Source organism: Clostridium sp. LIBA-8553 (assembly GCF_057782465.1).
In genome coordinates this window covers 1,675,494-1,702,387 of the sequence record NZ_CM173489.1, presented here as the reverse complement: position 1 = coordinate 1,702,387, position 26,894 = coordinate 1,675,494, and the positions used below count along the sequence as shown (strand labels likewise).

Here is a 26,894-nt window from a genome sequence, read left to right as displayed (position 1 = left end):
TGGATCACAGAGGGGATTAATTTAATATTAACCCCTCTTCTTTTTAAAGGGGGGTTTATATTGCTAGAAAAAATAAAGATAAGATTAGGGATAGAGGATAATAGCCGCGATTTGCTAATCCTTGACTTAATAGAAGATTGTAAAGAGGAACTAAAAGAACTTACCAATACGCCTAACTTAGAAATTAATACTAAAGTAGAGGGTATTGTTAAAGAATTAGTATTAATCAAATATAACAGGCTTGGAGCTGAGGGGTTAAGTTCCGAGAGTGTTAACGGCCATTCTCAAAGCTTTATAGATGGTTTACCAAAGAATTTAAAATCAAAAATTCTTAGCATGAGGAAGTTAAAAAGATAATGAGTATAAATTCTAATATGAAACTATATGAAGTTTATAACCTTGAAGAGGGCGAAAATGAATTATTGGAGCCTATACCAATTTTAACCCCACATAAAAAGGTTTTAATAAGTATAAGCCAATCTATAAGCACCAGGAAAGATAATGAAATAACTAATAGATACGTTCAACTAAAGGGCCTAACCTATGATACAAGCTTAAAAAATAACATGGTTGTAAAAATAAATGGTGATAACTTTAAAATCACTAATATGCCATTTATACCAGGGCGTAAAATTACGTTTGACTTGGAGGAATATAAAGAATGTTAAGCACAGCATTAAAGCATTTAAAAGGGTTAGGTATAAAAATAGCAGCTATGGGAATAGATGAAGAGGAACTAAAAAGGGTTAAAGAATGTATTGTTTATACATATGAACCAGGAGAAAAGGAAAATAAGTTCACTCTTAAGCTAAGGATCATAGCGCCTACACTTCTAAGGTGTATAGAAATTAGAAAGCTCATAACAAGTAATTTTATAAGTTTATCCGATTCTCAGAAGGTAGAAGGATTTACAAAGATAGAATTAATGGGCGGTGGTTCTTTGAAAGATGAATATAACAATGTAATACACTTGTTTATTAGCTTAAGATTTACGGAGAGGTTAGAATAATGAGTTTTGATTTTGATGTAGACGTGGAAGAGTTCAACAGGCAATTAGACGAGTATATAAATAAAACCTTGCCTAACAATGCGGAGCAGGGAATGGAAAAAGCGTGTTTATTAGTTGAGGCAACCAGTAAAAGAGATTGTCCCGTAGATTATGGACAACTTAGGGCAAGTATAACTCACAAAGTAGAAACAGGAACAAATGAGATAGTGGGTTATGTAGGTTCTAATGTTGAATATGCAGCTTATGTGCATGAGGGAACCGGGGTATATGCTAAGAATGGGAATGGCCGCCAAACCCCATGGTTTTATAAGGACCGAAAAACAGGGAAAATGATAAGAACTATAGGCCAAAAGCCTAAGCAATTTATAAAAGATGCCATGAAAGAAAATAAAGAAAATATTATAGCAATTTTAAAAGATGCTATTTTATAGGAGGTATAAGGTATGTCAAAAGCAGCAAGAGAAGCAAAAGCAGCAGCAGAAGTGCAAAGAGTAACGCTTGGGAGCGGTGATCTTTATATACTTAAATATACTGGTTCAGTTCCTGCAGATGAAACTATAGAAACAGAGGACAACAAAATAGGAGGAATTAAAGGAGGCGCGGAGCTGTCTTATAAACCTACTATTTACGTTGTAAAAGACGATAAAGGGGTAGTTCATAAGGTATTTATAACTGATACTGAGGTAATTTTTAAGAGTGGTATTTTAACATGGAATAACACAGTTTTAAATAAGATCTCATTAGCAGGAGAGCTGCAAACAACTTCAAGCAAAAGCACTTTAAAACTAGGAAAAGTAGGGGAAATTGATAATTATTTAGTAAGATTCGTTCACACTATAGATAAAACTGGAAGAAAGTACAGAGTTACTTTAGTTGGAACTTGTCAAAATGGTTTTACTATTACTTTTAACCCGGAAGAGGAAACGGTTATAGATGCTGAATTTGTTGCAGGTAGCTTAGATACTACAGGGGTTAAATTAATCCTTGAAGAAGAGATAACAGCACCGTTACCGTCTAATTTAGAAGAATTATCAGAAATTAGTAAAACAGGACCAGGAGAACCAGGAGATCCAGGAGAACCAGGAGAACCGGGAATAATGAGGGGGTAATTAAATGTTAGATTTATCAGTTTTAAAGGAAAAATATTTTGAAATAAAAATGCCTAACGGGGAAGTATTAGAAATTAAAAAGCCTACTCAAAGAATGGCCTTAGAATTTTCTAATAATAAAGAACTAATTCAAGCTCAAAAGGACCAGGACGTAGAAAAAATATTAAGACTAACACTTAATAAAGTGGAAGATATTTTAAATCATAATAGAACAGGTAAGAAAATATCAAGGGAAGAGGTAGATGCTTTAACCTTTGACATGATCCAATTAATAGTAGAAGAATATTTAAAGTGGGTTAAAGAGGTGAACAGTAACCCAAATTAAAACCCCCTTCAATTCCTAACTTCAATAAAAAGAAGAATGGAAGCGGAGGGGTAACAGTAACAACCGATACTGACGTTATGGAAATGACTAAAGTTGTTATTGATTACCTAAATATAAGTTTTATAGAAGCATTAGAATTAAATTCTGATGCTTTTTTATTAGCTTATAAGTGCGCGGTAATCAATAATTTAAGAAAAACAGAAGAAGGAAGAGAGTATTTAGCTTTATGCGAGAGATTAAATACTACTGAATTAGATGAAGAAGGGTTTAAAGCATTAAAGGAGGTGAATGGTTAATGGGCGTAGATATGGACGGTATTAAAATAAAGGTCAAAGCCGATACCAGTCAAGCAAAAAGCGAATTAGAGAAATTAAAAAGCGCGGGGAATAGTCTTGCGTCTTTAGGTTCTACGTTAACAATGGGGTTAACGGTTCCTATTGCAGGGATTGGCGCAGCGTGTTTAATGAGTGCTTCAGATGCCGACGAAATGGAAAGTAAATTTAATACAGTATTTAAGGACTTAGCAGGAGAAGCGGACGCGTGGGCTAATAAATACGCTGACGCGATAGGACGTTCACAGTATGAAATTAAAGAAGCTATATCCAACCAGGCGGACTTATACCAGGGTATGGGATTTACAGCGGATGAAGCTTTTAACTTATCTAAGCAGGTTACTACACTTGGATATGATTTAGCATCATTCAATAACGTAAATGACGACCAGGCGGTAGATGCTATGACCAAAGCCCTTATGGGGGAAACTGAGAGCGCTAAAATGTTAGGGGTTAACTTAACAGATACGATAATGGAAACCTCAGAGTTCACTAAAGCAACGGGCAAGAGTTGGAAAGAGTTAAGCATGGCCGAAAAGGCACAAGCAAGATACCAGGAAGCTGTTAAGCAGAGTAAAAACGCTATAGGTGACGCGGAAAGAACCTCCGACGGGTTCGCCAACCAAATGAAGAGATTAAAAGGAAACTTTGAAGAGTTAGCGGTTGAAATAGGAAAAGTATTTTTACCAATAGCGAACAACTTAGTAACTGGATTTAATGAAATTTTAAGTAATGTTACTACCTTAGTAAGTGAAAACCCTAAATTGGCCCAAACTATAGCAGCCCTTGGGACGACTTTAGCAGTAATACCCCCTATCTTATGGGCTATAGGAAAAGGGATGGTTTTATTTGCAACGGCACCGGCTTTATTTACAGGGATAGCAGCAGCGGCAGGAATAGCGGGAGTTGCCTTCTTAGGAATGAATGAAAACGGTCAAACGGCCATGGACAATTTAACTTATAAAGTAAGTGAGTTTTGCGGAAACTTTGTAACTCAAATACAAACAACAGCACCGCTTATTTTAGAGCAGGGAACCCAAATAATAAACAACTTAATAACCGGTTTAGCTAACGGTATTCCTTTATTGGTAGAGGGCGTATTTACAATAACTAAACTAATAGTAAATACTTTTATGCAAACAGCACCAACACTTCTAATGGTCGGAACTGATTTATTATTAAATCTTATAAATGGAATAATGGCGGCCATTCCTGGTTTAATGAATACTTTATTAAACCTTGGGTTGGATATGCTAAGTTGGTTTTTAAGTAATTTACCTTCTTGGGTTGCTGCAGGTGTGCAGGTACTCACAAATTTAACAGCCGGTTTAGCTAGTAGCATACCTGCAGCAGTAGCCGCAGTATATGACACAGGTACTCAGATGTTGAATACTTTGATCCAACGTATGCCGGAGTTCTTGGCCAAAGGTAAAGACACTATTATAAAAATAATAGAAGGTTTAAAAGTTCAATTACCAGTATTACTAGATAATATGGGCCAGGCCATAATGAGAACTTTAACAGTTATAGCAGAAAAAATGCCGGAATTTTTACAAAAAGGTGTGCAATTCGTAACAGAAATGATTAAAGGTATAGCCCAAAATATACCCGCTATTATGGGGAAAATGGGAGAATTACTTGGTGAGTTAGTAGCCAAAATAGTTGAATATTTACCGCAGTTCTTAGCGAAGGGTATTGAAATAGTAGTAAAATTAGTAGCAGGTTTAATACAAAGTATTCCTAAGCTTATAAGTGCGGGGGTAGATTTAGCAAACGGTATTTTAGACGGAATAGGGAGCATGATAAGCGGCTTTTTATCCATAGGGGGTAAAATAGTCGATAACATTAAACAAGGCGTAGCCAACGCGTGGGGCAGCTTTACGGGGTGGTTAAGTTCTAAAGTTAAGTCTATTCCTATAGTTGGAAGCTTCTTTAAGAGTGTAGAACCCCCACCAGGTATGGAAGGATTACCAGGAAGCGGGGAAGGGTTGCCGGTTCCATTTGCTGCAGCGAGAGGGATAGAAGGGCCTTTAATGGATATGCTTAACTTTAATAACAGTTTCACAAAAGCGAGAAGAACAGAGAAATTAAGGTTTAAAGATGATGAAGAGTTAGTAAAAGAGAATAAAGTTGAAGTTAATGTAAATATCCAGGAGTTTAATAACAATGAAGAAAAGGATATAGAGGACTTAGCGGAAGAGTTAGCCTTCTTAATTCAACAAAAACTGGTATTTCAATAAAAAGGGGGTATAGAATATGTTTAATTTTGACGGGGTACTAAGTACAGCGCATGGCTTAATAGTAACTAAAGACAATCATTTAGATAAAGCAAAAAAGAATATTGAATTAATAAAAATCCCTGGGAGAACCGGGGATTTAATTTTTGATGATGACAGCGAGGAAAATTTAAAAATAACTATAGAGTGTGTTTTAGATGCTGTTAAAACAAATGATATAAAAACCAAAATGGATAATATAGAAAAGTGGTTAAAGGTTAAGGGCTACAGGCCCTTAATATTTCCCGAAGATAATACAAGATTTAACGCTATATGTGTAGGGGATCTTAAACCTAAGCTTATAGCGCGAAACTTAGCTGAATTAACTATAGAATTTAGTTGTTATAAGGAGGTGGTTAAATGATACCTAATTTATTAGAAAGTAATGGTGAGGTCCTAATTGGACCTCTTACAGACAGTATAAAAGGAATAGCAATAGAAGAAAGAAACGGACTTTTTGAAATAGAATTAGTTTATCCGTTCTTTTCACCTTATAGCGATAAGTTATTAAGAGGGAATATTATTGTTGTTAATGCGAATGATAAATTAAAAAATCAGAAATTTAGAATATATAAAATTAGTAAACCTTTAAGCGGGAAAATTACAGTATTAGCAAGACATATTTCATATGATTTATTAAGAGATTATATAGAAAGTATAGATATAGAAAACCAAAGCTGCGAATATGCTTTAAATTCAATTTTCAGAGCCTCACAGTTTTGTAAACACTTTGTAGGGGTAAGTGATATTATAAACGCTCAAGATTTTCATATTGCCGACGTAGATCCGCTAAGAGCTATTGCAGGGGTACAAGGTTCTATTTTAGACACATACGGAACAGGAGCGGAGCTTTTAAGGGATAATACTACAATAAAAGTATTAAATAAAAGGGGCCATGATAACGGGGTTACTATAGAGTATAAAAAGAACCTAACAGGCTTTAATTATACTTTAGATGAAACCGGACTTGCTACCAGGTTAAAGCCATATGCAAAGTATAGAAATGGTAATGAAGAAATTACGGTATATTCTACACCTACTTTTATAGACAGCCCACGAATTAATGACTATGAAACCCCATTTATAAAAACTATTGATTTTAGCAGCCACTTTGACGAAAATAACCCACCTACACCGGCAAAATTAAAGCTTTTAGCCGAAAAACATTTTATAGATTCTAAATGCGATATTCCAAAGATGAATTATAAAATTGAGTTTATTCCACTTTCTAAGTGTGTAGGTTATGAAGGATTAGAGGATCAAATAGAATTATGTGATTTAGTAACAATTAAAAACTCTATGTATAACATAACTACTATATCAAAGGTTATTAAAGCTAAATATGACTTCTTAAGAGAGAGATACGAAAGTATGGAGTTAGGAGAGGCAAAAACAACTTTAGGAAATGTTATAGGAGGCGGAAGCGGAGAACAAGGCCCACCAGGACCACAAGGACCACAGGGGCCGCCGGGGGCAGATGGTAGCATGGGAGATTTTCCGGACAGTTTACCACCAGTACCGCAGGTTACAGCAACAGTTTACGGATTTGCTTCAATAGAACTTAAATGGACATATGAAAATAAACCATATTACAACTATGAATTATATGCCTCTAAAACTGAAAACTTTGAACCTAATGTATTTAATTTAATATTTAGTGGTCAAGCCTCAGCGTTTTTGCACCAGGTCAAACCAAATGAAACATGGTACTACAAAGCAAGGGCAGTAAATAGCCATAGTAAATTTACTGATTATTCTATCCAGGTTAAAGCAGTAACACGAAAAGTAGATGATATGGAGAATTACTTTGATAAAGCAGCTATAGGGAACGCGGTTGTTGGAGTGTTAACAGCGGATTATATGACAGCGGGTATTATTAAAGGTCATTGGATAGATGCCAGGAACTTAAGCGTTACCGACGGCAACGGGAAGAGAACACTAGACATAGACAGCGCGGGAAATGTTGATTTAGATGTTAATTCCTTAAAAATAAGAGCTAAGTCAGTTAGTACAGAAGAAGATACTATAAATAAAATCAATACAGCAATAACCAATTATAAAAAAGAAGTAGATAAAGAATTTATAGAAGTTAACAACGCACACGCAGGGCTAGTTGAAGAAATGAACGGAGCTTTTAAAGATGGTATCATAGAAGAAACAGAAGCAAAAGCAATTAACGAAAGATTAGTTTCAATCGAGAAGGAAAATGCGGATATAGAAAAAGAATTTGCCGTTTTATATAATAATGCAAATTTAGAAGCTAGTATAAAAAGTGATTTATTAAATAAAAAAAATTCTCATAGTACAGCTTATACAAATTTGAAAAACTCTATAACAAACGCTATTTCTAACGGATCCATAAGCGATATTGAATTAACTGATATAAACAATAAAACTTTAGAGTACCAAAAAACTTTTTCTAATTTAAAAGAAGCGTTTAGCAAGTCAATAGATAGTATTGGAACTACTAAAGTTAATACAGTTAATAAGAAAGTTGAAGCCCTTGACGGTAAAGTAATAGAAACTCAAAAGAAAGTAAATAAAGTAGAGCAGGAAGTTACAGCGGAAAGCATAGTCAATAAGGTTGCGAGTTCAACGGAAATTAATAGACATAGCGAAGCTAATTTATTAAAAAACTCACTGCCTGCCAATAATTCAGAATGGCACACATTAAACGGCGGGAAAGTAACTTTTATAAGTAGCGATACCCAATTAAAGATACACATTATAGATACAAAAAAACAAGCTGACGCGATTCTTATACAAGAAAATGGAAAGAATATTTTAATTGATTGCGGTTACGATTCTACTATAAATACAGTTATTGAATATTTAAAAAGTAACGGAGTAGGTGAAATTGATTTATTTATAGCTACCCATGCACATACGGACCACGTAGGAGGTATAGAAGCGATATGCAATAATTTTGCTATAAAGGAAGCTATAGTAAAAGAGGCGGATTGGAGTATTATAGATCAAATAGAGCCGCAAGGTTGGGGAACAAGCGCAGCACATAGAAGAATGATAGAAGTATTTAAAGCTAAAGGGATCCAGTATAGAGAACCTAAGAATTTTGATGTATTTAAAATAAGTGATTATGGAGAATTAAGATTAGTTAATACTAAGAATTATATCTATGATGAATATAACACTCTAAGTATAGGCGTTTTATATAAGCACTATAACAATAAAATTTTCTTAGCTAGTGATATGACAAAAGCGAGTGAGAAATTTTGTGCGGGAGAAATTGGAGAAATAGACATTTTAAAAGTTGGCCATCACGGGGCCAATGGTTCTAATAGTGAAATGTATATAAATGAACTTAAACCAAAATACGGCCTAATAACCACTATGGATATAGACCATATCGACAGAAAAGACGCTTTAGGCTGCTTACAATGGAAAGGGGTTAAAATGTACGACACCGGGAACAATGGTACGTTTGTTATAACTTCAACTAAGAGCAGCTTACATATAAGCAATTTAACTAGAGAATATAAAGTAAAAAGTTCCTGGTGGCACAGAAGAGATATAGGGGACTTTAGAGAGTGGGTTTATTATAAGTCAGATGGAACCATAGCAAGAAATGAAACTGTAAATATAGGGGGTGGAAATTATGAATTCGACGAATACGGAATATGTAAAAACCCGTACTGATGAAGAAACAAAGTATATAAGGCTATTAGCGCCGGAGGTGATAGACAACGGCTATTGTGCATTAACGAGCAGTATTTCAGAACTAGAAAATGAAAAAGATTATATAATACATTTTAAATTAATTTCTCATAGAGCCTCTTCTATAGTTGTAAAATTTGTAGATTTAGAGGACACCGAAACAACTTTAGGAGTAATTGATTTAAGTAAATGCGAAATAATAAGACTTGTAAATGGTAAAAATGAATACTATTGTATTTTAAAATTTAAAGCTTCTTTTACAAAGAGGGGGAAAGTTGCAGTAGGGGTTGAGTTAAATAATAACTATACCCCTAATGAGATCCTAATTGATATAAGAGAGATTGCACTACAGAAGGGAATATTATTATTACCATACGCGCCAGGGGTAGAAGATAACGCAAAAATGATTATAGAAGCTAATACAAAAATAGAACAGTTAGCTGACATTTTAGCCTTAAAAGCCTCAAAGACGGAGATAGATGATTTTGGCGAGAGATTAAACTCAGCGGAGATTAAAATATCACCAACCAAAATAACTGATACTGTAATGGATTCAAGCAGGTTTAACACATTTACAAGGGATTTAGACGGCTTCAAGTTTGAAATAACCCAAAAGGCAAACGTTCAAAATATAGTTTACAATGGAGCTTTAAGGGGTGGTTATATGCATTGGTCCGGACATGGTACAAGCGGAACCGGGTTTTGGTGGGATGTATATACTAATCAAACCGATTATGATTTAAAAGGTAGAAACGCTATAGCAACAAAGAATACTAACAGTTTTCCAAATGAAAAGTCGGTTTGGTCCGCTAAATGTTATAGGCTTGAAAAGAATAAAGATTATACAATATGTTTTCACTATGTAGCGGAAAAGAATATAGAAAGGGTTAAAGCTTACGCAGTTTTTTCAAATACAGAAGCGGGGGATTATGCAAAAGCAATTGAAATATTAAATAAAACCGGTGGATCACAGTCACAAACCTATGACGATATACCACATTATTTTACTTTTAATAGTGGGGAGTACGAGTGGATATGGTTAAGGTTTGATAATGACGGTATGAAACCAGGTGTAAATGTAAACGAGTTTTGTTGGTTCTATATAGCGGATATAGCTATATATAAAGGGAAAACCGGGCCTATTCCATTTGTACCACATAAGGACGAGTTATATAGCAATAGAGTAACTATAGATAGAGATAACTTTAAATTGGTATTCGAGGACGACCGTTATGCACAAATGGGGCGCAAAGGATTAGAGCAAAAGGTGGGGAATATGTTATATCCTTATCATTGTTTGGGATGGGCTAAGGCGGTTGGAGTTCCTGCAGGTAATCCAGGGAAAGTTAACGTAAGGTTGCCGGACGAGTTCGACCATGTTGCAGCGGAAAGTATAAATTGGTCAGTTTCTCAAAGAGGTTATTATTTTTCTACTACAGGGGCCTTTTTCCCTTATTATGTGCAAGTGCAAGGAGAAAGACTATTTAGACATACTGACGGCCATTGGTACGTAGAAATACATGGATATTCCAGGATCCAAAACGCTAACAATCCAAATGATGTGCAAAATATGCCTAGTGGTGTAAATGCTATGTTAACGGTAAATGCTTAAGGAGGTAAAAAATGAGTTATACAATACAAGATACAGATAACTTTATGACTATTTTCTACAGTAAAATCGACGGCGAGATAATGAATACAAGCGCAGGAAAAGAAACAATGTTCTTTTTTGCAGATAGAGAAAAAGAATACTCTTTAATATGGGATTATATTCAATTACCATATGTCGCAGAGGTTATGCAGTTCCCGCAGCTTTTCAAGGTGGAAAATGGGGAAGTAGTTTTAAAAAATATGTCATTTTTTAAATATAAAGCTTTAAAGTAGTAAAATAAATATAACAATTTAAGGAGGTTCTATGGAAATTTTAATTCTTGATTTAAACAACTTTGAAAAGCACTTAGGAACTTATGAAAAATGTGATAGTTTAACATTAAAAATAAAATTAGAAGAAGATAAAGATTATGAAGGCTGTAAATTTAGAATTTTAGCGAAGAAAAGTGATAATAATTATTTAGAGCAAATAATAGAAGATATAGAAGTAAATACGTTAGAAAAAACGATATTAACTGAGTTAAACCAGGAGTTTTCTACTAAAGAAGGTTTAGTAAAATTAGAGATTAACATAAGTAAAAAAGGCAAAGAAAATACTACTAAAGAAGCTTTTTTTATAATAAATAATACAATTAATAGTGAGATAGTTGAAAGTAAATCTATAATTCCAACGCTTGAAAATGTTGATAATTACATTAAAGAAGCTAATTCTAATTTATCAGACTTAAAATTATCAGAGGAAGAAAGAAAAATAAATGAGCGTGAAAGAAATGATAGAGAAAATTTAAGAAGAGAGGCTGAAAAGTTAAGAAAGTCTAATGAAATTAAAAGAGAAGCAGCAGAAGAAGAAAGATCCAGTAATTACGCTAACAATGAGAATAAAAGAAAAGAAGATTTTGAAGCCGCAGAATTAAAAAGAACGGAAAGCTACTCTAATGCTGAAAAAAATAGAAACAATTCATTCCAAACCGAAGAAAATGAAAGAGCTAATACATTTAGAACCAAAGAAGAGGAAAGAATACTTACTTTTATAAATAATGAAAATGAAAGAGAAGAAAACTTTGAAATAGCTGAATTAAAAAGAAATGAAACAGAATTATTAAGAGTAGAAGCTGAGAATTTAAGAGTAGCTGCAGAAGAGGAAAGAAAACAAACTTTAATAAATGTAGAAGCTAATGTAAAAAGAATAGATGGAGCACTAAAAGAACATATAGATAATCACCCTACTGGTGGTAATGGAGAAACTTCAATAGAGGTAATAGAAGCTAGGAGAGGATTCTTTGGTAAAGAACACCTTAATTTAAAAGAAAGATTAGATGAAGAATTTAATTTTCAAAATAAAGGCCAAAAGGGAGAATTTATAGAGCAAGTAGAAACTCATAGTCATTCTATTCAAAATACAATAGTTGGAATTACTAAAGATATGATTATTAAGGGTAGGACTTTACAGAACTTATGTACTACAAATAATTCAATTACAACTGTCATAGGTCAAGATAAATTTATAACTAATGATTTAAAATTTAATTGGATTGTTGGTAAAACTTATACAATCATAGTAACAACTGATGGTAGTTGTAGATTTGATGTTAGTTTTAGAAGTGGAAATAATACTGTTATTGATAGTTTACCTACATATGAATATCCAGCAGGTACTAACATAATTAAAATTACGCCTACCAAAGAATGTACTGTTAATCCTAAATTAGTTTTAGGGGCTAGAAGTTCAACAAGTGTTGTAAATATAACTAATCTGTTTGTTGTAGATGATGATATAGATTTTATTCCTTCTTATTTTGAAGGTATTAAAAATTTTGGACAAGAAGAAAATAAAATTAGTATTTTTTCCTTTGATAAATATAATTTATTTACAGAATGGGTTGCTGATACTATCATTGATGTTAATAGTGGAGAATTAAAAGTTGGATTAGGTTCATCAGCGTGGAAAATAAAAAAAATTAAAGGTGGTACTAATTATATTTTTAATAAAAATTCTCATATTATAGGAATGGATGCTAGTGGTAAAAGTAGATATTATGGCGTTATAAGTGCAAATACTCCATTTACAACAGATGTTAACCATATAGAGCTTAGGGGATATAAAGCCAGTACAGATTTGGAAAATCCAGTATTCTATGAAGGAGTATCATTAGAAAATCAACAAGATAAAAAAGATATTTTATTACCTTGGGAAGGTGGATTAAGCGGCTTTGGAAATGTAGCGGATGAATTAAACTCTATTAGCAGAAAGGTTGTTAAAAGAATAGATAAAGTCGCATTGAATGGTGAAGAAGTTGGAAAAGGTTTAGGTTGGGAATTATGGAGTGTACTTGAGGATACAATTAAATTTAAGTTGAATGATGATAGATTCATAAACTCAAGATACAAGGAAGTATTATCGAATAAGTTACCTTGGGCGAGTGGAAATATGACTATACTAGATAAAAAAACAGGAAATTTTATAGCATCATGTTACCCTGGAGCTAATGGCTTAGGATTAGTTGTTGGAATAAGAATAAGCGAATTACCTACTCCAAATTTAGAAGGATTTAAATCTTTATTGAAACAATGGCATAATGAAGATAATCCATTAATTGTTTACTATGAATTAGCTACACCAGTAGAATATCCATTAGATACAGATATAAATTTAAATACTTATGATAGTGTTACTCACATAAACTTTGAAAATGTTATAGAAGGTACAAGTAGTTTTAAAGCACCTATAAATACAACACAAATGTTAGCGAGGTTAGATGCAGAAAATAGAGTATTGAGGGAAGAAAATATAAGGCTTAAAGCGGGTACTTATAAAAACACAGAAGATATAAGCATAACCAATGAAGAATTACAAGCTACCCAAAGCGCAGTAGATTTTATTTTATTTAATGGCGGTGTAGGGTTAAATGAATATAAAATCAAAATGCCTTATAATGGAACTAAAAACATGAAAGGAGGCGAAAGTATGGGAGCTTACTTAGCAATGCGTATAATGAAAGGTATGTTAACTTATGATGAAGTTATAAAGCAATACGGCGAGTTTAAAGAGGATATAGATACTATTTTAAGAGCGGAAGGTTACGGACACTTAATAAAATAGAATTCCGCAATAAATGACTTAAAAATTAAATAAAAAATTTATATAAAAAGCGCTCAAAATGGGCGCTTTTATTATTTAAAAAGAGGTGTAATTAATGGAAATTTTAGAAATATTAAAACAACTTAGCGAACAAATTGCTTTAGAAACCTTATATCTTATTTTTGCATTTTTAGTATTTGCGGACACTTTAACAGGTGTAACACAGGCCTGGAAAAATCAAAGTCTAAAGAGTAGAACTTTAAGGGATGGGTTATTTTGTTCCGTTGGTGAATTAATGTTTATGGTTTGCTGTATAGTGATAAGTAGCTTCATACCTTTAGTATGGCCAGTTATGTTTATAACCTTTGTATGGTTAAATGTTAAAGAATTTTATAGCATACTAGAGAATTTAATAAAAATAGGGGTACAGCCGCCGCCATTCTTAATTAAAGGGCTAAAGGTATATAAAGACTTGATAGGGAATATAAACGTTCCTGGAGCTAATGAGGAAGAAAAAGAAAAGATTGAATAAGGGGGTAATATAATGAGTAATAAAAAATTATTAGTAATAATTGATTGCGGTCATTGTTTAAGCGGAAGTGATACAGGGGCTCAAGGTTTAGGATATAGAGAAGAAGTATTAACTAGAGAGATTGGAAACGCGTTAGGAAATATTTTAGATAAAGTAGGCGTAGAATACATATTCGTGCACCCTAATAGTGCTAGTAGCGTGAATGAGAGCTTAAGAGCCAGGGTTAACAAAGCTAATAAATACTCTTATGCTATTTTATACGTGTCTATCCATTTAAACAGTTTTAGCGGCGGACAGGCCCATGGGGTAGAGGTTTTAATAAGCGGCAGAGGTGGAAACGCGGAGAAGTTCGCGAACCAAATCCAGGCCCGTTTTGTTAATGACATAGGATTATATAACAGAGGGGTTAAAGTTAATAATAAGCTTTATGTATTAAATAATACATCTATGGCCGCGGCACTTGTAGAGTGCGGATTTATAAATAATACTGGTGATATGGCAAAATATAACGCCGCTAAGTATGCGGAAGCAATAGCGGAAGGAATATTAAATATGGATATAGAAACCGGTCAAAGCAACCAGGATCAAACAGCACCAACCCCACCACCTGCAGCAAATAAAGAAAGATGGTTCACTACTTATAATGTTACCTCTTCTTTAACAATAAGATCCATTGGCAGCACTAACGGAAAACCAATAGGTTCTATACCTGCAGGAGCTAAGTTTAAATTTAACTATGTTAATAGCGATTATTTAGGATGGTTATATATAACTTATAATGGTATAAGCGGTTACGTGTGTGCTAAGTACACTAAAGAAATAAAAGAAATTCAACCACCTGCGGAAAAGTGGGGTATAGTTACAGCAAGTACACTAAATGTAAGAAGCGGAGCAGGGACGAATTATAGTACAATAGGTTCCGTTTATAAAGACGAAAAGGTAAGAATAGTATGGACAGAGCCAGGGTGGTATTATATAGAGTATAATACAGCTAAAGGTAAAAAGAGAGGCTATATAAGTGCAAAATATCTAAAAAAAGTTTAATAATGAAAGGCTAATAGATATTATATTTATTAGCCTTTTTTATTATAAATTTATTTAGAAAATATATATAATTTTTATATACATTTTATGGTAGAATATAATAAATTTATATTTGAAGGGATTGTATATATGAAATTTGGAATTAGAACACCGAGCTTAAAGAAAAGCTTTAAAGCAAGAACGACGGCGAGAGCCAAAAGAACATTAAAAAGAAGTATAAATCCTGTTTATGGTAAAAAGGGTATGGGGTGGATTAATAATCCTAAAAAAGCAATGTATAATAAAGTATATAATAAAACAACTATAGGAGCTAGTTTAGGAAACTTAGAAAAATCCACCGGAGTTTACAGTAATAATTTCCTAAAAGCTTCATTTATGCTAATAACATCACCTTTATGGCTTCCATTCTATTTAGTATATTTACTATTTAAATTTGTATTTAAAAAGATAAGGTAATATTATGAGAGTAAATAATAAATTAAGAGAAATTAGAATGAGAGAGTTTTTAATGGAGATTAAAGAGTTTGCAGATAAATTAGAGGTTAATTTAAAAACGTACTCTAATTGGGAAAAGAATAGAAGTAAGCCACCTTTGGAAGAGGCTTTAAAAATAGCAAATAAATTAAATAGAAGAGTTGAAGATATTTGGTACTTAGAAAAGGATGCAAATTAATTTGTATCCTTTTTTATTTTAAGAGTTTTAACCATTTATTTTCTAAAAAATACATATAATTATTAAAATTAGAAAATAAAAATAAAAAACTCTTAAAATTTAAGAACAAATTCAAAGGTTAATACATATGTATATATCATAAGCAATGTAAAGCAATGCTAAGAAAGAAAAAATAAACTTTCAATGCTATCATAAGCAATTATTTAAATGTTTGTCTTTAACTTGCAATGCAACACAAAGCTTAAATAAAAAAGTATTGGAGGGTGCTCAAATGGCTAAAAGATTAGTTATACCTGTAGAATTTTCTAAAAGTAAAATTGAAGATTTACAATTATACGGAAAGTTAAAAGAATATTCCGCGCCAGGATCAATTATAAAGGATATTTTAAAAGGGAAATTACCTATAAGTATATTAAAGGAAGAGGGAATTAGTTCAGATGAGTAAAGTTATTTTTTAATATGATAGCAATGAATGACATTGAATTAAAAAATACATGAAAAAAGCACCTTTTCAAACAGGTTGAAAAGATGCCAGGTAACTAAAAACTACTACGTACGTTGTTAGTTTATGCGCTTATATATTTGAATGTTACTATTTTCTTAGTTTTTTAAAGAGTTTTAATTAAAAGTTAATTAATAGCCAAAAACTCTAAGGGCTATTTCTATTCCAGTTGAAACACCTAGAGCAGCGCAAGCAATTGCAAAATACATTTTAATCAACTCCTTTTTAATTGATATTCTTAGTATTTGTTTTTTAAAAATTATTATACATGGAGGTAATATGCTTATGTTAGAAGTTTCTGTAATTAAAAATGGTTTTCTAGTAAAAGAATTTAATGTTAATAGCTGCAAAAGAGAAGTGAAGCTATTAACTAATAGAGTTTTAAAAACTGTAAAAGGTAGAAATTTTATTATCTTTTTATTGGCTATAGCTTTAATAGTTGTTGAATGCTATTCAAATACTTTAACCGTCGCGACCGCTGCCAATACAGAAAAGTTAAATAACTTAGGAATGGAATTACTAAGAGTAGCGCAGCAGTTCGGAAAAATGGTTTTTTTGGTAATGGGCTGTACTAATATTATTAAAGATGCTATGGAAGGGGCAAACAAAGATACTATTTTAAAGACTGTAGTTAAATATCTAGTTGCATATGGGAGCCTTTATGCGCTGCCATGGTTATTTAATCTAATAGAAAGTTTTCAATAAGGAGGCTTGAACATGGATGGATTTATAGAAAGTGGAATTAATTTCTTTAACACTTGTAATTATGTATTTGATTGTATAAGTTCGTTTTTTTCTAATCCTTTACTTTATATAAGTGCATACGGGTTTTATATATGTTTATTTATAACTATTGTAGCTTTGTTTGCTAAAACGTGCGGGTTTGATAGTGGTAAGTGGATAGCAGGTGGAACCCTTGCAAGTGTAGTATTTAAGATATTATTTTTAAGTGTTAAATAAGAGGTGTAAGAATGTTTAAAAAGAAAAATACCGCTATACCATTAGATAGATTCTTTCAACTTATTAAACCTCAATATAAATACTTAAAAATAACACCGGATAAGAGTATCAGAAATTATAATACCGCAAATATAGCGAGATCCATTAAACATACTTTTAAAGTTATAAACAAAAGAATAAGAATAGAACAAAAGAAACTATTCTTTGAAACTAACTTTAAAATAAGCTACCTGGTGGACATAAGGCCAGGTAGTACGGACTATTATTTTTTAGTACCTGCAGTATTTTTGCCAATGCTGCAGGAGAAAATTAGAGAGGTATGGCCAAAAGCTACTATAACTATAGTGGATAATATAGAACCTTTTAAAGATGATGCGGACGTTTACCAGGTTAGCTATAAGAAAGAGGATGCTTTAAGCTTAAACGTGGACCGAAAGACTAACGAACCACTAAACTCTATATTATCCGTCATGGAAATAATGAAAGAAACGGACCGGGTGACAATAGTATATAATTTTATTCCAGGTAGTAATTTTGGTTGGGATAAGCAGTATAGTGACACTATAGAAAAACATAAGCTTAAGCAACCTTTGGACAAAGAAAAATTAACTTTAAAGTATGCTGTAAAAAGTTCATTATCATTTATTTTAGGTCTTATAAATGTATTAACGGAAACGTTAGGGGAATTATTAGGGGCTAATATGAATAAAAAAAATGATTCTATAGCATTTACGGAAGCATTGGCAACGGCCTTAAGTTCTAACGAAGAGTTATCCGTTTCAACTAAAAAGAAAAAAACAGCAGCTATTTTAGAAACTCAAATTGCAGTAATAAGCAGCTCAGAGGACAGCACCAGGAAAGAAAATAACGCGCTTAGTGTGTGTCATGCTTATTCAACCCTTGACGAAAAAGGGGGAAATGAGTTACAAGCAAAAAAGCTTAAAGGCAATATAGATATGAATGAAAATATTGAAAGCTATAAATTACAAGGGATAGACAGTAATAAATTTAGTGTTGAAGAGGTGGGAAACTTTATTCAAATACCTGGGCGTTCATTATTAAAAAGTTTTAACCTGGATCATATTAAAACTACTGAAAATCCAGTACCTAAAGAGTTGCAAGAAGGAACTAAGAATTTAGGTAGTGTTAAATGTAGAGGTGAAAGTGTAGAAGCTTTTTTAGAAAATAAATATAATGTTGGTAATTTCCCGTTAGTCATAAATGGCGGCCAGGGAGCCGGTAAAACTACTTTTATATGCAATTATGCAAAAGATTGCGAGAGAGCAAACGAGGGAATTATAGTATTAGATTTTATTAAAAATTGTGAAATGTCAGAGGATATTAAAAACAGTATAGAGGATAAAAGCCGTATTATTGAAATAGATTTAGGAAAACAAGAAACTATTCAAGGGTTAGGATTCAATGAGATAGAATTAAATGAAAATATGACAACGTTTGAAAAATTAGACCTTGCAAGTCAACAGTCGCAGCAGGTAATGAGTTTAATAGATGCTGTAAGTGTAAGTGATCCACTTAGTGAGAGAATGGCAAGATTTTTAAACGCTGCAGCAACGGTTGTATTTGCTTTAGGTCATAATTCAATTAAGAACGTCATTGAGTGCTTAGAATACCATGAAAAGAGAATTAATTATATAAACAGCCTCACTGATGAAATGAAGGAGTTTTTAAGTGATGAAATAAGAGCTTTAAATGAACTAAATGAATATTCTAAGGTTAGTAAAAAGGAAGAGGCCGAAGGAATAACACCGCAGGTCATAGGTACTCATTTATCTAAAATTGAACACATTTTAGATAGAGTAAGCGCACTTAGAAGAGATTTTAAATTAAAGTTTATGTATAATAAACCTTTAAAAGATAATATTAACCTTGTTGAGTGTATGGAAAATAATAAAATAGTCTTTATAAAGATGCGGGAAGGGGATTTCCCAACAAAGCAGATAAAGAACATTTTAATTACTTACTGGATAAGTAAAATATGGTTAGCAAGTCAAATAAGAGGAATGTTATCAGTAAAGCCCGGCAGATGCAATGTAATAATAGATGAATTATTTCAAGCGCCAACGAGTTTCAATCTAATGGAATATATATTACCTCAAAGTAGGAAGTTTGGTACTAAGTTCGTTATTAGTACGCAGTATATGGGCCAATTAGATAAAATAATAGAAGCATTAGAAGTAAGTAACAGTTCTTTTATGCTGCTAAGAGGTAGCTTAGAAAAAGATTTTGAACACTTTAAATCTAAGTTTGATAATTTTGAGTTTGAAGACTTGAAAGAAATGAAAGAATTTCATAGTTTAAATTTAATTTATTATAGTAAAGGCTATGCGAGTTTTATAAGTAAATTACCTTATAAAAACGGCCGGCCAAAAGAAACCAATGGCCGACCATAAGAAACGGCCGAAATTAATGTTAATTTTAGTATATAATATAATAGTAGAGATTTTAAATAAACCTTTTGGAAATGGCTTGAAATGGGTAAAAGTTATTTTAAGTTATTTTAATTCTTCTACATATTATATTTTGTGGGATAATATCATGAACAATTGGCATTAAAATTAGCATTAAACCCTCGATTTACGAGGGTTTAATTTTTTATAGGAAGATTTATTAATGGATATAAGAAAAATAAATGAGAAAGCTTGGGATAATGAGGTAAAGCTTGGGGATAAGTGGACAATAGCAATAAATGCTAAAAGTTTATTGACATAAAAAATTTAATATGATATCATAAGCACAATGAAAGCAGTCCAGTGAGGCTGATTAATGAATAACCTTTAAATTTGATCCAGAGAGGTCAATAAGGAAGTTATATAGTTGAATTATAATCTTTTTAGAGTTATAAAGATTTATATATTAAAGTCTTCCTTGAATAAGGAAGACTTTTTTTATGCACAACTAAAATTATATAACTTTTCTTCTTTAAATTAACACAGAGAGGTTAAAAAGGAGTGAATTTTTATGTTAAAAGACAAACATTTATTAGATCCATCAGATTTCACAATAGAAGAGTTTGATGAAATTTTCAAATTAGCACATCAAATAATGGCAAATCCAAAAGAATATCAAGACATATGCAAAGGTAAAATCCTAGCAACGCTTTTTTATGAGCCAAGTACTAGAACGAGATTATCTTTTGAAGCAGCAATGCTTAGACTTGGTGGACAAGTTATAGGTTTCTCAGAACCAAACTCTTCATCAGTTGCTAAAGGAGAATCGCTAAGGGATACTATTAAAACAGTAAATTGCTATGCAGACCTTATAGCAATGAGACATCCTTTAGAAGGTGCAGCAAAAGTCGCTTCAATGTATTCAGATATCCCAGTTATAAATGCAGGAGATGGAGGTCATCAACATCCAACTCAAACATTAACAGATCTTCTTACAATAAAAGAGTACAGAGGTAACTTAGAAGGAAATACAATTGCATTATGTGGAGACTTAAAATTCGGTAGAACAGTGCATTCTCTTATAAAAGCACTTTCAAGATATAAGAACAACAAGTTCATCTTAATATCTCCAATAGAACTTAGAATTCCCAATTATATTAGAGAGCAAATTTTAGAAAAAAACAATATAGAGTATAAAGAAATAACTAGTTTAGAGGACGGCATTAAAGAAGCTGACATTTTATACATGACAAGAATACAAAGAGAAAGATTTGTAGATCAAAGTGAATATGAAAGATTAAAAGACGTATATGTATTAGATGAAGCAAAAATGAAGAGTGCCAAAGAAGATATGATGGTTCTTCACCCTCTTCCAAGAGTAAACGAAATAGCTTATGAAGTAGATGAAGATTCTAGAGCACTATACTTTAAACAAGCTAAATGCGGAATGTATGTAAGAATGGCATTAATGGCAAAACTTTTAGGGGAGGCGTAATAAGATGAAGAATAAAGAAGTACAAAATCATAAATGTAAAAATACAAAATGCATAACTCAAGTAGAAAAATATGTTCCTCAAAGTTTCACTTTGATAGATGAAAAGAACGATACATATCACTGCAATTACTGCCATGCAGAAAACACTTTTCCAAAGTTTTAATTCGAGGAGGAAATAATTAAGATGGATTTGCTAATTAAAAATGTGAATTTAATAGATGAAAGTAACAACTTTTTTGGTGATATATATATAGAAAAAGGATTAATAAAAGAATTAGGGACTGAATTAAATAAAGAATGTGAAGCAATAGATGGTAAAGGCTTAGTACTTATGCCAGCATTTATAGATACTCATGCACACTTTAGAGATCCTGGATTTGAATATAAAGAGGATATAGAAAGTGGCTCTAAGGCTGCAGTAAGAGGGGGTTACACAACTGTAACTCTAATGCCAAATACTAAGCCAGTTTGTAGCTCAAAGGAAATTTTAGATTATGTAGTTAAAAAAGGTAAGGACATTGGATTAGTAGATTTATACCAAACAGTTTCTATAACTAAGGATTTATCAGGTGAGGAAATAAATCACCTAAATGAATTCAAAGGAGATCCTAATGTTAAAGCAATAACAGATGATGGTAAAGGTGTATCTGATTCTAAGATTATGATGGAGGCTATGAAAGTAGCTAAGGAAAATAACTGGGTAGTAATGTCTCATGCAGAAAGCCCAGAGTTTTCAAAAGTGGACATGCGTCTAGCTGAGAATATGATGACTTGGAGAGATATAACTCTAGCAAAGTTTGTAGGTTGTAAGTTACACATGTCTCATGTTAGTACTAAAGAAGCTATGAAATATATTATAGACGGAAAAAATGATGGGGCTCAAGTTACTTGCGAGGTAACTCCTCACCACATAGCTTTAAATAATAAAATTAATAATTATAGAGTTAATCCTCCTATAAGAGAAGAAGAAGATGTAAATTTCTTAATAAAAGCAATACAAATGAACTATGTTGATTGTATAGGAACAGATCATGCTCCACATTCAAAAGAAGATAAGGAAAAAGGAGCACCTGGCATGATTGGAATTGAACAAGCCTTTTCAATCTGCTATACAAAATTAGTTAAGGAGAATTATATTAACTTAAATAAGCTAAGCCAATTAATGAGTGGAAATGCTGCCAAGTTATTAAACATAAATAAAGGAAAACTTCAACCTGGATTTTCAGGAGATTTAGTTCTAATAGACCTAAATAAGAAAAGAATATTCAAAGAAGAAGATATAGTATCTAGAAGTAAAAACACTCCATTTAATGGAATGGAGTTTTACGGAGATGTAGTATTAACAATAAAAGACGGAAAAATAGTTTATAAAGGTGAGTTTTAGGAGGTATATATGATAGCTGATAAATTGTTTGAAAAGGTAGAAAAAAATGGAGTGGTTTGTGTTGGATTAGACACGAGCTTAGATTATATACCAGAAGAATTCAAAAGTAAGTTTTCAAATGAAGCCGATATGTTATTCTCTTTCAATAAAGAAATCATAGATGCAACATTAGATGTATCTGCATGTTTCAAAGTACAAATAGCTTACTATGAAGCTCTTGGTCTTAAAGGATTAGAAGCTTACAAAAACACTTTAAGCTACTTAAGAGAAAAAGATGCTTTAATTATAGCTGATATAAAGAGAGGAGACATAGCAGCAACAGCAAAAATGTATGCGAAGGCTCACTTCGAAGGTGATTTTGAAAGTGACTTCATAACTTTAAACCCATACATGGGAATGGATAGTATAGAGCCATACTTACCTTATATAGAGAAAAATGAAAAAGGAGTTTTTGTACTAGTAAGAACTTCAAATAAGGGTGCTGAGGATATAGAATATCTAGAAGCTGGAAATGGAAAGAAAGTTTACGATGTAGTTGGCGAAAAGTTAAATACTTTAGGTAAAAACTACTTAGGAAAACATGGTTATAGCTCAATAGGTGGAGTTGTAGGGTGTACTCACCAAGAAGAGGCAAAAGAAATGAGAGCTGAATTAGATACAATGCCATTCTTAATACCTGGATATGGTGCACAAGGTGGAACTGCAGAGGATGTAGCAGCTTATCTTAATAATGGAAATGGTGGAGTTGTAAACTCTTCAAGAAAGATCTTGTTAGCATACAAAGCTATGGAAGATAGTAAAAACTTTGCAGAGTGTGCTAGAAAAGAAGCAATTTCAATGAGAGACAGCATAAGAGAAGCAATTTTAAAATAGAGAGAACTTGGGAGGACAGATTATGGCTATGGAATATTTCAAAGGCAAAGTAAAAGAAAATATTGAATTAGTAGAGGGAATATACTCATTAATAGTAGGGCATGAAGCTAAAGTAAATGCAGGACAATTCTATATGATAAAAACTCCAAACACTTTCTTAGGAAGACCAATAAGTGTTTGTGAGGTAAATGAAAATGATGTACGTTTCGTGTATGCTACTATTGGAGCTGGAACAAATGAAATGAAAAAAATGATTCCTGGAGATGAAATAGAAATAATAGGTCCTTTAGGAAATGGCTTCGATGTAACTAAGGATTATGGAAGAGTTGCTTTAGTAAGTGGCGGTATAGGAACTGCACCAATGTTAGAACTTGCGAAAATGCTTAGAAAGAATAATCCAAAAATAAAAATGGATTTCTATGGCGGTTTTAGAGATGAGATATACCTAGTAGATGAAATAGAGGGATATGTAGATGAAACTAAAATTTCAACAAATACAGGTAAACATGGACATAAAGGTTTTGTAACAGAAATTCTTCCTCTTCAAAACTATGACACAGTACTATGCTGTGGACCAGAGATTATGATGAAGAGGGTTGTTGAAATGTGCAAAGAGGCTGGTGTTAATGTGTATGTTTCAATGGAAAAGCACATGGCTTGTGGAGTAGGAGCTTGTTTAGTATGTACATGTAAAACAAAATCAGGAAATAAGAGAACTTGTAAAGATGGTCCAGTATTCAATGGCTTAGAAGTTGAATTCTAATTTAGGAGGGGTTAAGCATGTTAAAGACAGTTATAAATGGAGTAGATTTTAAAAACCCTGTTATAGCAGCATCAGGTACTTTCGGCTTTGGAGCTGAGTACAATAACTTCTATGATGTGGGAAAATTAGGGGGAATAAGTTCAAAAGGACTAACTCTTAATGGTAGAGAAGGTAATGAAGGAATAAGAATATATGAAACACCTCAAGGAATCATGAATTCAGTAGGACTTCAAAATCCAGGAATAGAAAAATTTATAGAAGTAGAACTTCCTAAAATGTTAGAATTAGATACAAACATAATAGCAAATGTAGGTGGAGCTACTATAGAAGATTATGAAAAAGCAGTTTCACTTTTAAATAAAGAAAAAGTAGATATGATAGAGTTAAACATATCATGTCCTAATGTAAAATCTGGGGGAATGGCCTTTGGAATACAATCAGATGTAGCTTATGAAGTAGTTTCTAAAGTGAGAAAAATATGTGATAAGCCTCTAATGGTAAAATTATCACCAAATGCTGAGAATATATGTGATATGGCATATAGATGTGCAGAGGCAGGAGCGGATTCCATATCACTAATAAACACATTAAAAGGAATGGCAATAGATATAAAAAATAGAAAGCCAGTATTCAATAATGTGTATGCAGGACTTTCCGGTCCAGCTATAAAACCAGTAGCACTTAGAATGGTTCATGAAGTTGCTAAAACTGTAGATATTCCAGTAATAGGATTAGGTGGGATTTCAACAGCAGAGGATGCAATAGAGTTTATGATGGCAGGAGCATCTGCTATACAAATAGGAACAATAAACTTTGTAAATCCTAAAGCAGGTATGGAAATAATAAAAGGTTTAGAAGACTTCTGCATACGAGAAGGGTTAAAGAATATAAATGAAATAGTAGGATGCATAAAATAATAAAGTAAATAAATTTAGACTTCATAATATATAGTGATAATTAATTAAAAGATAAAAATTGTAATTTGAAATTAAATAGAAATTAAAATAAGGAAGTTTTGGAGGAGTTAAATATGAAAAATACAGACGTTATGGTTATAGATACATTAAAAGAGGTTGGAGCATTATTAGAAGGACATTTCTTATTATCATCAGGAAGACATTCAAATAGATACTGTCAATGTGCTCAATTATTAAAGCATCCAGATAAAGCTGAGAAAGTATTAAAAGTTGTTGCAGATCAACTTAAGGATATGGATTTCGACTTAGTTGTTGGACCAGCTATGGGAGGAGTTATAGTAGCTTATGAATTAGGAAGACAATTAGGTAAGCCAGCAATCTTCACTGAGAGAGAAAATGGAGAAATGACTCTTAGAAGAGGATTCACTATAGAAAAGGGACAAAAAGTAGTAATAACAGAGGACGTAGTAACTACAGGTAGGAGCTTCAAAGAAGCAGCAAAGGTAATTGAAGAACAAGGTGGAGAAGTTGTAGCAGTAGTTTGTATAGTAGATAGAACTCCAGGAAATGTAACAAACTTCCCAATGTATAGTTCAATAAAACTTGATATAGAAAGCTTTGAACCAGAAAACTGCCCACTATGTAAAGAAGGTACACCTTACATTAAACCAGGTAGCAGAAACATAAAATAAATAAAAAAACTAGCTAAATTTAGCTAGTTTTTTTATTTATACAAGCGTTAAAAGATAATTAGTATTAAAAACGTTATAAAATAAAGTAGCTTAAAGTTATTATTTTTTAATATATCGTAGTAAGTATAAGTTATTATATATAAACACATTATGATTTAAAAACTTTAATTTTGAGATAAGTTTATATAAATTAAAAGTTTTATATATCCTTTAAAAACGATTCTAATAAATGTACGTTTAAAAGACAATAAAAAAAGTTCTTATAAAATACATAAAATGTAATTTATAAGAACTTTTCTTATTTGTACTTTTCCACACATCGCACTCGAGACCTATTATAGAAGAATATAAGTAGTGTTACATTAAAATAAAGAACTGTATTACTAAAAGAAAGTTTAATCTGTCTATAATATCTGAGTCGCTTAAAACTAAAAAACATTAGTACTTTAAAATAGAGAATTTGAAAAGTTATGTGTTTAGAAATTTATTACACTTTGTTTTTTATTTGTATCTTCAAATTGTATTTAATTACATATACAATGTAAATGATAAATATTTAGGCCTTTATGAAATATAAATTTCAATAATGAATTAAGTGAAAAAAGTTTTAGGGTATTGGAGGAGAGAGATTATGAAAAGAAAATTGGTTAAAATGCTGACAGTTGCATGTGTTACAGCTATTGCTGCATCTACATTTGTTGGATGTGGCAATAAAGATGAAGCGCCAAAAGATAATGAAAAACCATCAACTGAGCAAGCAGAAGGTTCAGGAGAGAAGAAGGTTTTAGAAATAGATATAGAAAATCAAAAAGAGAAAAATATTAATGATCCATTGCCAAATGAAAATAAACAAAAAGAACAATCTAAAAAGAATGAAGATTTAAAGCAAGATAAAGAGATTCAAAATAATATAAAAGATAATAAAGATACAGTACCTGAAGAAAATAAAAAAAATGAGAAAGAAAAAACACCACAAATAGGTGATATTGTATGTAAAGCAGGATGCGTATATGGAAGTGAACATAAAAAAGGATGCGATAAATATACTGGAAATGAATAAATTGAGCAAAAAAAGGGTCTGTAAAATACTTTGTGTAATCTAATCTTTTTCTTAAGATAGATTTAGGTTTTTCGAAAAAAGACTTTATAAAATTTAGTCTAATTTTGAAATTTAAATATTTTATATCTTATGTATATTATATCCAAAAGTTGTTTAAAATATACAGTGATATAGT

At 32.0% G+C, this 26,894-nt stretch carries 29 protein-coding genes; all 29 read left to right on the top strand.

Features of this window, described 5'->3' with window-relative positions:
* The first annotated feature begins 60 nt into the window (after window positions 1–60).
* The 29 genes from AC2JAQ_RS07590 (at window position 61) to AC2JAQ_RS07450 (ending at window position 26,719) form a co-directional block, all read left to right on the top strand.
* On the top strand, window positions 61–357 hold the full coding sequence (locus AC2JAQ_RS07590) for a phage head-tail connector protein (protein WP_488458672.1): 297 nt from the start codon (window positions 61–63) through the stop codon (window positions 355–357).
* Window positions 357–668 carry a hypothetical protein gene (locus AC2JAQ_RS07585; RefSeq protein WP_488458671.1) on the top strand — a complete coding sequence of 104 codons (312 nt, stop codon included), beginning with the start codon at window positions 357–359 and terminating at the stop codon, window positions 666–668. The genes AC2JAQ_RS07590 and AC2JAQ_RS07585 overlap by 1 nt, the downstream gene beginning before the upstream one ends.
* Entirely contained in the window at window positions 662–1,009 is a 348-nt protein-coding gene (locus tag AC2JAQ_RS07580) for a hypothetical protein (protein ID WP_488458670.1), read from the top strand. Before AC2JAQ_RS07585 ends, AC2JAQ_RS07580 begins: the two co-directional genes overlap by 7 nt.
* Window positions 1,009–1,440, top strand: coding sequence for an HK97-gp10 family putative phage morphogenesis protein (locus AC2JAQ_RS07575; protein WP_488458669.1), 432 nt, complete (start codon window positions 1,009–1,011; stop codon window positions 1,438–1,440). The genes AC2JAQ_RS07580 and AC2JAQ_RS07575 overlap by 1 nt, the downstream gene beginning before the upstream one ends.
* Window positions 1,441–1,452: 12 nt before the next feature.
* Window positions 1,453–2,118 (top strand): hypothetical protein, encoded by a 666-nt coding sequence (locus tag AC2JAQ_RS07570; protein WP_488458668.1) that lies wholly within the window; start codon window positions 1,453–1,455, stop codon window positions 2,116–2,118.
* A gap of 4 nt (window positions 2,119–2,122) precedes the next feature.
* Complete coding sequence (locus AC2JAQ_RS07565; protein WP_488458667.1) at window positions 2,123–2,443, top strand: hypothetical protein; 321 nt, start codon at window positions 2,123–2,125, stop codon at window positions 2,441–2,443.
* A gap of 77 nt (window positions 2,444–2,520) precedes the next feature.
* Entirely contained in the window at window positions 2,521–2,739 is a 219-nt protein-coding gene (locus AC2JAQ_RS07560) for a hypothetical protein (protein ID WP_488458666.1), read from the top strand.
* Entirely contained in the window at window positions 2,739–5,015 is a 2,277-nt protein-coding gene (locus AC2JAQ_RS07555; RefSeq protein WP_488458665.1) for a phage tail protein, read from the top strand. Before AC2JAQ_RS07560 ends, AC2JAQ_RS07555 begins: the two co-directional genes overlap by 1 nt.
* A gap of 16 nt (window positions 5,016–5,031) precedes the next feature.
* Window positions 5,032–5,415 (top strand): phage tail domain-containing protein, encoded by a 384-nt coding sequence (locus AC2JAQ_RS07550; protein ID WP_488458664.1) that lies wholly within the window; start codon window positions 5,032–5,034, stop codon window positions 5,413–5,415.
* Window positions 5,412–8,708: a phage tail spike protein gene (locus AC2JAQ_RS07545; RefSeq protein WP_488458663.1), complete on the top strand. Its 3,297-nt coding sequence runs from the start codon at window positions 5,412–5,414 to the stop codon at window positions 8,706–8,708. Before AC2JAQ_RS07550 ends, AC2JAQ_RS07545 begins: the two co-directional genes overlap by 4 nt.
* A 37-nt stretch (window positions 8,709–8,745) precedes the next feature.
* Window positions 8,746–10,338 carry a hypothetical protein gene (locus tag AC2JAQ_RS07540; RefSeq protein ID WP_488458662.1) on the top strand — a complete coding sequence of 531 codons (1,593 nt, stop codon included), beginning with the start codon at window positions 8,746–8,748 and terminating at the stop codon, window positions 10,336–10,338.
* 11 nt (window positions 10,339–10,349) lie between these two features.
* Entirely contained in the window at window positions 10,350–10,610 is a 261-nt protein-coding gene (locus tag AC2JAQ_RS07535; RefSeq protein ID WP_488458661.1) for a hypothetical protein, read from the top strand.
* A 31-nt stretch (window positions 10,611–10,641) separates the two neighbouring features.
* A complete protein-coding gene (locus tag AC2JAQ_RS07530; protein ID WP_488458660.1) occupies window positions 10,642–13,437 on the top strand; it encodes a hypothetical protein in 2,796 nt (931 codons plus the stop codon).
* 94 nt (window positions 13,438–13,531) lie between these two features.
* Window positions 13,532–13,948, top strand: a complete 417-nt coding sequence (locus AC2JAQ_RS07525) for a phage holin family protein (RefSeq protein WP_488458659.1) — start codon at window positions 13,532–13,534, stop codon at window positions 13,946–13,948.
* A 12-nt stretch (window positions 13,949–13,960) separates the two neighbouring features.
* On the top strand, window positions 13,961–14,992 hold the full coding sequence (locus AC2JAQ_RS07520; protein WP_488458658.1) for an N-acetylmuramoyl-L-alanine amidase: 1,032 nt from the start codon (window positions 13,961–13,963) through the stop codon (window positions 14,990–14,992).
* Window positions 14,993–15,121: 129 nt separating this feature from the next.
* Window positions 15,122–15,448, top strand: coding sequence for a hypothetical protein (locus AC2JAQ_RS07515; RefSeq protein WP_488458657.1), 327 nt, complete (start codon window positions 15,122–15,124; stop codon window positions 15,446–15,448).
* A gap of 4 nt (window positions 15,449–15,452) precedes the next feature.
* Window positions 15,453–15,665, top strand: a complete 213-nt coding sequence (locus AC2JAQ_RS07510) for a helix-turn-helix transcriptional regulator (protein WP_488458656.1) — start codon at window positions 15,453–15,455, stop codon at window positions 15,663–15,665.
* A gap of 271 nt (window positions 15,666–15,936) precedes the next feature.
* A complete protein-coding gene (locus AC2JAQ_RS07505; RefSeq protein WP_488458655.1) occupies window positions 15,937–16,110 on the top strand; it encodes a hypothetical protein in 174 nt (57 codons plus the stop codon).
* A 336-nt stretch (window positions 16,111–16,446) separates the two neighbouring features.
* Window positions 16,447–16,872: a hypothetical protein gene (locus AC2JAQ_RS07500; protein WP_488458654.1), complete on the top strand. Its 426-nt coding sequence runs from the start codon at window positions 16,447–16,449 to the stop codon at window positions 16,870–16,872.
* 12 nt (window positions 16,873–16,884) lie between these two features.
* A complete protein-coding gene (locus tag AC2JAQ_RS07495) occupies window positions 16,885–17,127 on the top strand; it encodes a hypothetical protein (protein WP_488458653.1) in 243 nt (80 codons plus the stop codon).
* An 11-nt stretch (window positions 17,128–17,138) separates the two neighbouring features.
* Window positions 17,139–19,538, top strand: coding sequence for a type IV secretory system conjugative DNA transfer family protein (locus AC2JAQ_RS07490; protein ID WP_488458652.1), 2,400 nt, complete (start codon window positions 17,139–17,141; stop codon window positions 19,536–19,538).
* Window positions 19,539–20,106: 568 nt separating this feature from the next.
* Window positions 20,107–21,030 carry an aspartate carbamoyltransferase gene (gene pyrB / locus AC2JAQ_RS07485; RefSeq protein ID WP_488458651.1) on the top strand — a complete coding sequence of 308 codons (924 nt, stop codon included), beginning with the start codon at window positions 20,107–20,109 and terminating at the stop codon, window positions 21,028–21,030.
* Window positions 21,031–21,034: 4 nt separating this feature from the next.
* Window positions 21,035–21,193 carry an aspartate carbamoyltransferase gene (locus tag AC2JAQ_RS07480; RefSeq protein WP_488458650.1) on the top strand — a complete coding sequence of 53 codons (159 nt, stop codon included), beginning with the start codon at window positions 21,035–21,037 and terminating at the stop codon, window positions 21,191–21,193.
* 21 nt (window positions 21,194–21,214) lie between these two features.
* A complete protein-coding gene (locus tag AC2JAQ_RS07475; protein ID WP_488458649.1) occupies window positions 21,215–22,414 on the top strand; it encodes a dihydroorotase in 1,200 nt (399 codons plus the stop codon).
* 9 nt (window positions 22,415–22,423) lie between these two features.
* Window positions 22,424–23,287 carry an orotidine-5'-phosphate decarboxylase gene (gene pyrF / locus AC2JAQ_RS07470; RefSeq protein WP_488458648.1) on the top strand — a complete coding sequence of 288 codons (864 nt, stop codon included), beginning with the start codon at window positions 22,424–22,426 and terminating at the stop codon, window positions 23,285–23,287.
* Window positions 23,288–23,309: 22 nt separating this feature from the next.
* Window positions 23,310–24,050, top strand: coding sequence for a dihydroorotate dehydrogenase electron transfer subunit (locus AC2JAQ_RS07465; RefSeq protein WP_488458647.1), 741 nt, complete (start codon window positions 23,310–23,312; stop codon window positions 24,048–24,050).
* Between the two features lie 17 nt (window positions 24,051–24,067).
* Window positions 24,068–24,967 carry a dihydroorotate dehydrogenase gene (locus AC2JAQ_RS07460; protein WP_488458646.1) on the top strand — a complete coding sequence of 300 codons (900 nt, stop codon included), beginning with the start codon at window positions 24,068–24,070 and terminating at the stop codon, window positions 24,965–24,967.
* 113 nt (window positions 24,968–25,080) lie between these two features.
* On the top strand, window positions 25,081–25,659 hold the full coding sequence (gene pyrE, locus AC2JAQ_RS07455; RefSeq protein WP_488458645.1) for an orotate phosphoribosyltransferase: 579 nt from the start codon (window positions 25,081–25,083) through the stop codon (window positions 25,657–25,659).
* 631 nt (window positions 25,660–26,290) lie between these two features.
* Complete coding sequence (locus tag AC2JAQ_RS07450; RefSeq protein ID WP_488458644.1) at window positions 26,291–26,719, top strand: hypothetical protein; 429 nt, start codon at window positions 26,291–26,293, stop codon at window positions 26,717–26,719.
* The last annotated feature ends 175 nt before the right edge of the window (window positions 26,720–26,894 follow it).